The 6,409-nt window shown below is 44.7% G+C and carries 9 protein-coding genes; 5 read left to right on the forward strand and 4 right to left on the reverse strand.

Going from position 1 to position 6,409, the window contains the following annotated elements; translation table 11 throughout:
* The first annotated feature begins 125 nt into the window (after positions 1 to 125).
* Positions 126 to 524 carry a YidH family protein gene (locus tag IM319_RS08975; protein ID WP_287078817.1) on the forward strand — a complete coding sequence of 133 codons (399 nt, stop codon included), beginning with the start codon at positions 126 to 128 and terminating at the stop codon, positions 522 to 524.
* A 77-nt stretch (positions 525 to 601) separates the two neighbouring features.
* Here the strand turns inward: IM319_RS08975 and IM319_RS08980 are convergent, their stop codons facing one another.
* On the reverse strand, positions 602 to 841 hold the full coding sequence (locus IM319_RS08980) for a hypothetical protein (RefSeq protein ID WP_287078816.1): 240 nt from the start codon (positions 839 to 841) through the stop codon (positions 602 to 604).
* Positions 842 to 979: 138 nt separating this feature from the next.
* Positions 980 to 1,675: a TerC family protein gene (locus IM319_RS08985; protein ID WP_287735341.1), complete on the reverse strand. Its 696-nt coding sequence runs from the start codon at positions 1,673 to 1,675 to the stop codon at positions 980 to 982.
* Between the two features lie 374 nt (positions 1,676 to 2,049).
* Between IM319_RS08985 and IM319_RS08990 the strand changes: the two genes are divergently transcribed.
* From IM319_RS08990 to IM319_RS09000, 3 genes are read left to right on the forward strand one after another with little or no spacing between them, the layout of a single operon-like run.
* A complete protein-coding gene (locus tag IM319_RS08990; RefSeq protein WP_287684984.1) occupies positions 2,050 to 2,589 on the forward strand; it encodes a pentapeptide repeat-containing protein in 540 nt (179 codons plus the stop codon).
* 55 nt (positions 2,590 to 2,644) lie between these two features.
* Positions 2,645 to 2,968: a hypothetical protein gene (locus tag IM319_RS08995; RefSeq protein WP_287675463.1), complete on the forward strand. Its 324-nt coding sequence runs from the start codon at positions 2,645 to 2,647 to the stop codon at positions 2,966 to 2,968.
* Between the two features lie 2 nt (positions 2,969 to 2,970).
* A complete protein-coding gene (locus IM319_RS09000; RefSeq protein WP_287735343.1) occupies positions 2,971 to 3,414 on the forward strand; it encodes a type II toxin-antitoxin system VapC family toxin in 444 nt (147 codons plus the stop codon).
* A gap of 15 nt (positions 3,415 to 3,429) precedes the next feature.
* On the opposite strand, the gene IM319_RS09005 is transcribed toward IM319_RS09000, so the two are convergent.
* The gene (locus tag IM319_RS09005; protein ID WP_287684980.1) at positions 3,430 to 4,434 is read right to left on the reverse strand and encodes a sulfate/molybdate ABC transporter ATP-binding protein; all 1,005 of its coding nucleotides are present in this window, start codon (positions 4,432 to 4,434) and stop codon (positions 3,430 to 3,432) included.
* A 274-nt stretch (positions 4,435 to 4,708) separates the two neighbouring features.
* Here IM319_RS09005 and IM319_RS09010 point away from each other — a divergent pair, with 274 nt between their 5' ends.
* Positions 4,709 to 5,506 carry a sulfite exporter TauE/SafE family protein gene (locus IM319_RS09010; RefSeq protein WP_287684978.1) on the forward strand — a complete coding sequence of 266 codons (798 nt, stop codon included), beginning with the start codon at positions 4,709 to 4,711 and terminating at the stop codon, positions 5,504 to 5,506.
* A 10-nt stretch (positions 5,507 to 5,516) separates the two neighbouring features.
* Here IM319_RS09010 and IM319_RS09015 read toward each other — a convergent pair whose 3' ends face one another.
* The gene (locus IM319_RS09015) at positions 5,517 to 5,951 is read right to left on the reverse strand and encodes a YidH family protein (protein WP_287673371.1); all 435 of its coding nucleotides are present in this window, start codon (positions 5,949 to 5,951) and stop codon (positions 5,517 to 5,519) included.
* Between the last annotated feature and the right edge of the window lie 458 nt (positions 5,952 to 6,409).

Below are 6,409 nucleotides of genomic sequence, written 5' to 3' on the forward strand. Positions count from 1 at the left end.
GATAATCTGCTCAAGTCCCTTGAATTGGTTAAAGATAAGCGAAAAACTAGATGATAAAAACAATTTATTAAAACCATAAGAAAGAATACTTGATTTTATTGAAGTTCACTGCGAGGAACTCCTCTATGCTGTTTAAATCCCGAAAGACAAAACAGAAATTTAACCCTGATTACTGGCGAGATCATTCGGCCAACGAACGCACCTATCTGTCTTGGATGCGCGCCTCGATCGCTTTGATGGGTTTTGGTCTGGTCATTTTGCGTTTACGAACGGCATCTTCGCCATCTCTAGGACTAGGTTGGTTGTTGGGTTTTGTCTTCGCTATGGTGGGATTATTAACCGTTGTCATCGCCACGCGCCACTATTTTCTCATCCGTCGGGCGATCGATAGTAATAGCTACGAACCTGCTCAAGTCTGGATTATTTGCTTTAGTATAGCGATCGCTTGTCTAGGGTCGGGAATTCTCTATTTTGTCGCCACCAGTCCCGATAGCGGTGGAGTGGAAAGCATCGGTTTCGATTAAAACCCCATCCTCGGACGGAGCGGGATGGGGAGAAAATTGCTCGATACAGGTGGTAAAATCCAGATAACTACTTAGAATTACCCATTTTCCGACCTTTCCCAAGAAGGGGCAAAAGGTGGACAAATTAAAGGACAGGCGCGCCAATGACTGTGAACAGGGACTCCCAAGCGTTGACAATAGCCATTTCCTCTCCCCTGAAACTTATAAAACCGACAGTAACGACAGGTAGAGGAACAAGTAGCAACTTTCGGGAGAGGATTTCCCGGGGATTCGATCGCTGTTAGTTTTGGGGATAGGGTGGAAATGGTGTCTAGCAAGGAAGTCTCCAAGGCTAACGGGGTTCACTAGCGACTCTTACCGTACCTAGTCACAAATTATGTCACAGTCGCCCGTCGTCCCGGAGTATAACGATTGACACGCTCCTAAAAAATTGAGAAAATCCCTTGCTGCCAGAACTATTCCACCACAACACGCCTAGAAAAGCCCCAACTTAAGGAGGCCGCCACCATCATCAATACCATCCACTCTGGCGGCAAATAGGTTGGTTGACAAGCTTTTAATAACAATCTTCCCCCTACCGCTAAAACCGTCAGATAGGCCGCATCTTGTAGGTAAACAAACTCAGCTAACCACCTGACAAATAAACCGGTCAAAAATCGTAGGGCTAACATTCCCAAAATACCACCAGTCAGGAGAATCCAGAATTGATCGGCTAGGGCGATCGCTGTTGTCACACTATCGAGGGAAAAAGCCAGATCCGTAAAAGCAATCAAAACAATAACACGGCCAAAAGATTCTATGGCGAGATTAAGGGCAAAATTTTCGTCTTCTATTTCTATATTCAAAAATTTATGCCAAAAATGCTTACCCGCTAACCAGATCAGATAAATAGCACCCAGTACCTCCACCTGCCAGAATTTAACTGTCCAACTGGCACTCACTAACAGGGCAACTCTTAACACAAATGCCCCGGCCAATCCCCAGTTTAAAGCCTGGCGTTGTTGTCTGGGGTCGGGAAGTTCTCGCACCAAAGCGGCCAGGGCGACGGCATTATCGGCCGATAGAATGGTTTCTAAGACTGCCAGGGTGAGAATGGTGCCGCAAGTGGTTAGAGAGAGATTTTCAGCTATATCGAGAATTTGAGGAGACATATAATTATATTTTTACTCCTATCACGTTGTAGATGCGTCTTGGTATTTCCTGCTAGGATTCTTGACTATTTTTTTGTCGGTATAAATCCAGGGTCAAGTTCTTGAGCTTGCGATCGATGGCGAGATTGCTGACAACACTCTCCTTCACTAGGATTTTGGCCGGACACCATCAACTTAGGTACGGGACAAGCATAAAAGCAAATATTCTTAATTGTCGTTTTAATAAATAAAAGTGATGGAACGGCGAGGGAGTTTCCCAGCTTTGCATAAAGGGAATTTATGGATTTGAAAACAAAGAATATTTGTTTTTATTAAAGCCATTGCCTAGAGTGAAAACAGAGACTCAAAAAGATCACTCAAGGAGATCAAAAACGATGAAACCGACGCTACTGACAGCCTTCTGTCTATTACTAATCACAGTTTTTTCTTGCTTCCACCCTGCCATCGCTAGGGCCGTTACCCCCACTGGCGGCGCACCGGCAAAAATTACTCTGGTCGAGCCAGCTGCCGCCGATAATCTGCAAAAACTACAGGAAACTAACGCCTGTGTCGGTTGTGACTTTAACGGAATTAGCCTCAAAGATTTAAACTTGTCCTCGGCCAATCTAGAAGGAGCAAACCTCAGCCAAACGGATCTAGAAAGAACCAACCTACAGGGTGCTAACCTCAAAGGGACTAATCTCCAGGGAGCCGACCTCGGCAAAACTCTCCTAGCGGGAGCCGATTTAAGCGGGGCCAATCTCTTAGGTGCAGATTTAGAAAAAGCCAACCTGCAAGGAGCAAACTTAACCAACGCCAATCTGCAAAAAGCTGACTTAGAGAAAGCCAATCTCACTAATGCTCGGTTAGAAGGTGCTAACCTGCAAGATGCGGACGGTGAAGGGGCGATCGGTGTCGATCCCAATCTGTTCTAAAAAAAGTTTTTATGGCAGAATCAAGTTTTAGCGGTTTTCAAGGAGAGCGATATCTATGGAAATTACTCCTTTTTCTCAGCGATCGCTAGATGGGGAGGGATCGGAAATGCTGCTAGACTTTAAAAAAGCCCATCAGCAAGATTTAAAGGCAATTGCCGAGATTTTGGCAAGAATTAGCCACCAATCACCAGAAAAGGTAGAAATTCTCTTGGAGAAAATGCTAAAACAACTGATAGAGCCAAAAACACCTTTTTACGAGACGGCAACACCGACGGAACGGGCGCAAGCTTTTCGGGATTGGGCAAGTAGTCACGATCGAGGCAGCGCACTTTTATCCGACTATGCCGTAAGTCGCGATAGTATCTATGACGATGAGTGACTGTGACTTTTTTAGTTGATACTAATGTCTTATTGCGAAGTGCGGAACCCGATCACATCATGTATGGCGATGCTGTGGGTGCGACAAGTCTATTATTGGGACAAGGAGAAAAACTCTATATCGCACCACAGAATTTAATCGAGTTTTGGAACGTTTACACCCGTCCAATTAATAGAAATGGTTTAGGACGCACAGTGGCCGCAGCCAAGGCGGAAATCGATCGCCTAAAGTCACTTTTTCTCATTATTGACGATCTGCCCGCTATTTATCCCGAATGGGAACGCTTGGTCTTCACCTATTCAGTCAAGGGTGTGCAGGTACATGATGCGAAGCTAGTAGCAGCCATGTGCTTTCATGACCTTACACACATTCTGACCTTTAATGTTGACGATTTTAGCCGTTACCCGGAAATAATCGCTGTTCATCCTGCGACCGTCAGGTGCTAACAATAAGGGTGACTTTTAAGCAAAAACGCGAGCATCCCGAGGACGAACATAAACTTGCTCCCCGACTTGGAGGTGCAGTTGAGCCAGTTGTTCTCGATTCAGATGGGCAATCAGGAGAGAGCGATCCGGTAGAATTAATTCCACATCGATGGCCCAACCCAGATGGATAATGCGCTCGACTTTTGCCTCAATGCTAGACCCATTGGGAAAAGAGAGAATTTCTAGGTCGTGGGGACGAATGAAAATCTTGACTCCGTTAGTACCCCCTCCGAGCTGCTCGAACAGTGCAGCCGAGGTCGGTGGCAAAACATTCACCCGGCCAATAAAACTCATCACAAAAGCAGAGGCAGGATGATCGTACACCTGATCGGGAGTCCCCACCTGTTCGATTTTACCCGCATTGAAAATTACGATCTCGTCGGCCACTTCCATGGCTTCCTCCTGGTCGTGGGTGACAAAAACACTGGTGACATGAACCTCCTCGTGTAACTGCCGCAACCAAACCCTTAGCTCTTTTCTAACTTTGGCATCCAAGGCCCCAAAAGGCTCATCTAATAATAATACTTCCGGTTCCACCGCTAAAGCCCGGGCCAGGGCAACCCGTTGACGTTGACCCCCGGATAGTTGGGCCGGATAGCGATCGCCTAATCCCTGCAATTGAATTAAACTCAAGAGATTGTCCACTCGTTCTTGAATATAGTTCGGGGCAGCTTTGCGAATCTTTAAACCGAAAGCGATATTCTGACGCACCGTCAGGTGTTTAAAAAGCGCATAATGCTGAAAAACAAAGCCAATATTCCTTTTTCTGACATTTAAATTGGTTGTGTCTTTGCCGTTGATGATAATTTTGCCTGTGTCGGGGGGTTCTAATCCTGCGATCGCTCTCAGGAGAGTGGTTTTTCCTGAACCGGACGGCCCCAGCAGTGCCACCAGACGATTCGATTTAATCTCTAGGTTGATGTGGTCTAAAGCGGTAAAGGTGCCGAATTTTTTCGATACTTGCTCGATGATGATGCTCACGGTGGGTAATCCTCTGGCAAAAAAATGTATAGGGTTTGACAGTATTTTAACTATGATTCAATCGCAATCGTATTAAAATACACTCATATTTTACAAGATAGCAAGAAAATTAAGTTTCGATTCGGAGATTACTGGTTGTAAACAGAGACTAAAAAGATTAAACAGCGATAAAAGCTTACCATTACTGTTTTTTGCTCTTTTAAAGGCTTAATTAACTAATTTTGTCCCTTAACGACCAGAAATGCACCGGAGAAAAGAGACAACTGAGGCAAAAATGGACTATTCTTTATTGACAATATTTAGCTTTTTTATCGGAATTGTCGTGGGATTAACGGGAATTGGCGGTTCATCCTTGATTACACCCCTATTGATCTTTGTATTTCAGGTTCCCGCTACCACCGCAGTGGGTTCCGATGTGGTAGCGGCCGGGTTGATGAAAGTGGTCGGCACTGTTCGTCACTGGCAACAGCAAACGATCGAGTTAGAAGTGGTAAAATGGCTAGTAATTGGCAGTGTACCCGGTTCTCTGTTAGGATTAGTCGGTTTTCGCTATTTTCAGCAGAATAGCTCCCTCAATCTCGATCAATGGTTGCCTCATATCATCGGTCTTGTCTTGATGATCGTGACTGTCCTAGCGGCCCTGGAACTACTAATCTCCTTATTTTTTCCCGATTTGTCCCCTTGGTCCTGGCCAAAATTAGATTTAACCACTCGATCGGGTCAGATAAAAACAACGGTATTAGGGGCAATTTTAGGCTATTTGGTCGGTTTAACCAGTATTTCCAGTGGTTCCTTATTTGCATTGGTCTTGATGACCTTTTTTCAGCTTGATTCTCGCAAATTAGTCGGTACAGATCTATCGCAAGCTTCCATCCTCTTAACTTGTACTTCCATCGGTCATCTGGGATTAGGAACGGTAGATTGGAATCTGGTACTTCCCATCTGGTTGGGTGGGATACCGGGGGTGGTATTGGGAGCAAGATTATCGGAATATTTGCCCAAAAATGCCCTAAAAATACTGCTTTATAGTCTTCTGGTCACGGTCAGTTGGCGCTTACTCCAACCCACCTAATCCCCAGAGTTCACTCGAAAGTCATCATACTACCCATCAACAGATCGGGACTGGTGGCGACAAAATAGATAATTCCCGCACCGAGAATAACGATCGCTAAACTAAATAGTAGCACCCATCGATCGGCTGGTTCGTAGGTATCTTCATCTATATCTCGTCTGACTGTAAAATAATGGGCTGTGGTCAAAAATACGGTCAATAAACCCACTAAAGCAAACATTAAGCCTAATTTCCAGCCATAACCTGGCCGGGGAACCAGAGGAGGATGAAAGGCCCGTAAGCGCAGAATAACCATACCAAAACCCATTAATGCGATCGCTGTTCGCATCCAAGACAGATAGGTGCGTTCATTGGCCAGATGATCGCGGACTCGATTGGGATTGACTTTTTTCGGTTCAATGCTGGTCTTGCTTTCCGTCACTGGTGATTTGAGAAAAAATAACATGATCGAGATGGCTACGGTCAAGAAGATGATGTTATTGTATGGCACTTGAGTTATAGATGGTATTGAAAAAATCTAAAATCTCTTTTTAGATGTATTTGTATTGAATCAAAAATTAAATAGGGTTTGCTGAATAAATCTAAAAACATTGTTCGATAAGACTTTTAGACCTTTTTGAAATCCAAAAGTACCGGCCATTGGAGTGATCGAGGGGAAAATTCCGGGACTTTTTCCCTGAAAATGGGTAAAACCCTACAGCCTACAGCCTACACCCTACACCCTACACCCTGCCCCCACCAACAAACTTTTTGCCGCAAACCCTAAATAGGGTTTGCTGAATAAATCTAAAAACCTTATCCAACAAGGTTTTTAGACTTTTTTTCCCTCAAAAAGTGCCGACCCTTGGAGTGATTGGGGGGAAAATTCAGGGACTTTTTCCCTGAAAATTAGGTAATTGACCA

It is taken from the genome of Microcystis sp. M113S1, from assembly GCF_020246945.1.
Taxonomy (GTDB): Bacteria; Cyanobacteriota; Cyanobacteriia; order Cyanobacteriales; family Microcystaceae; genus Microcystis.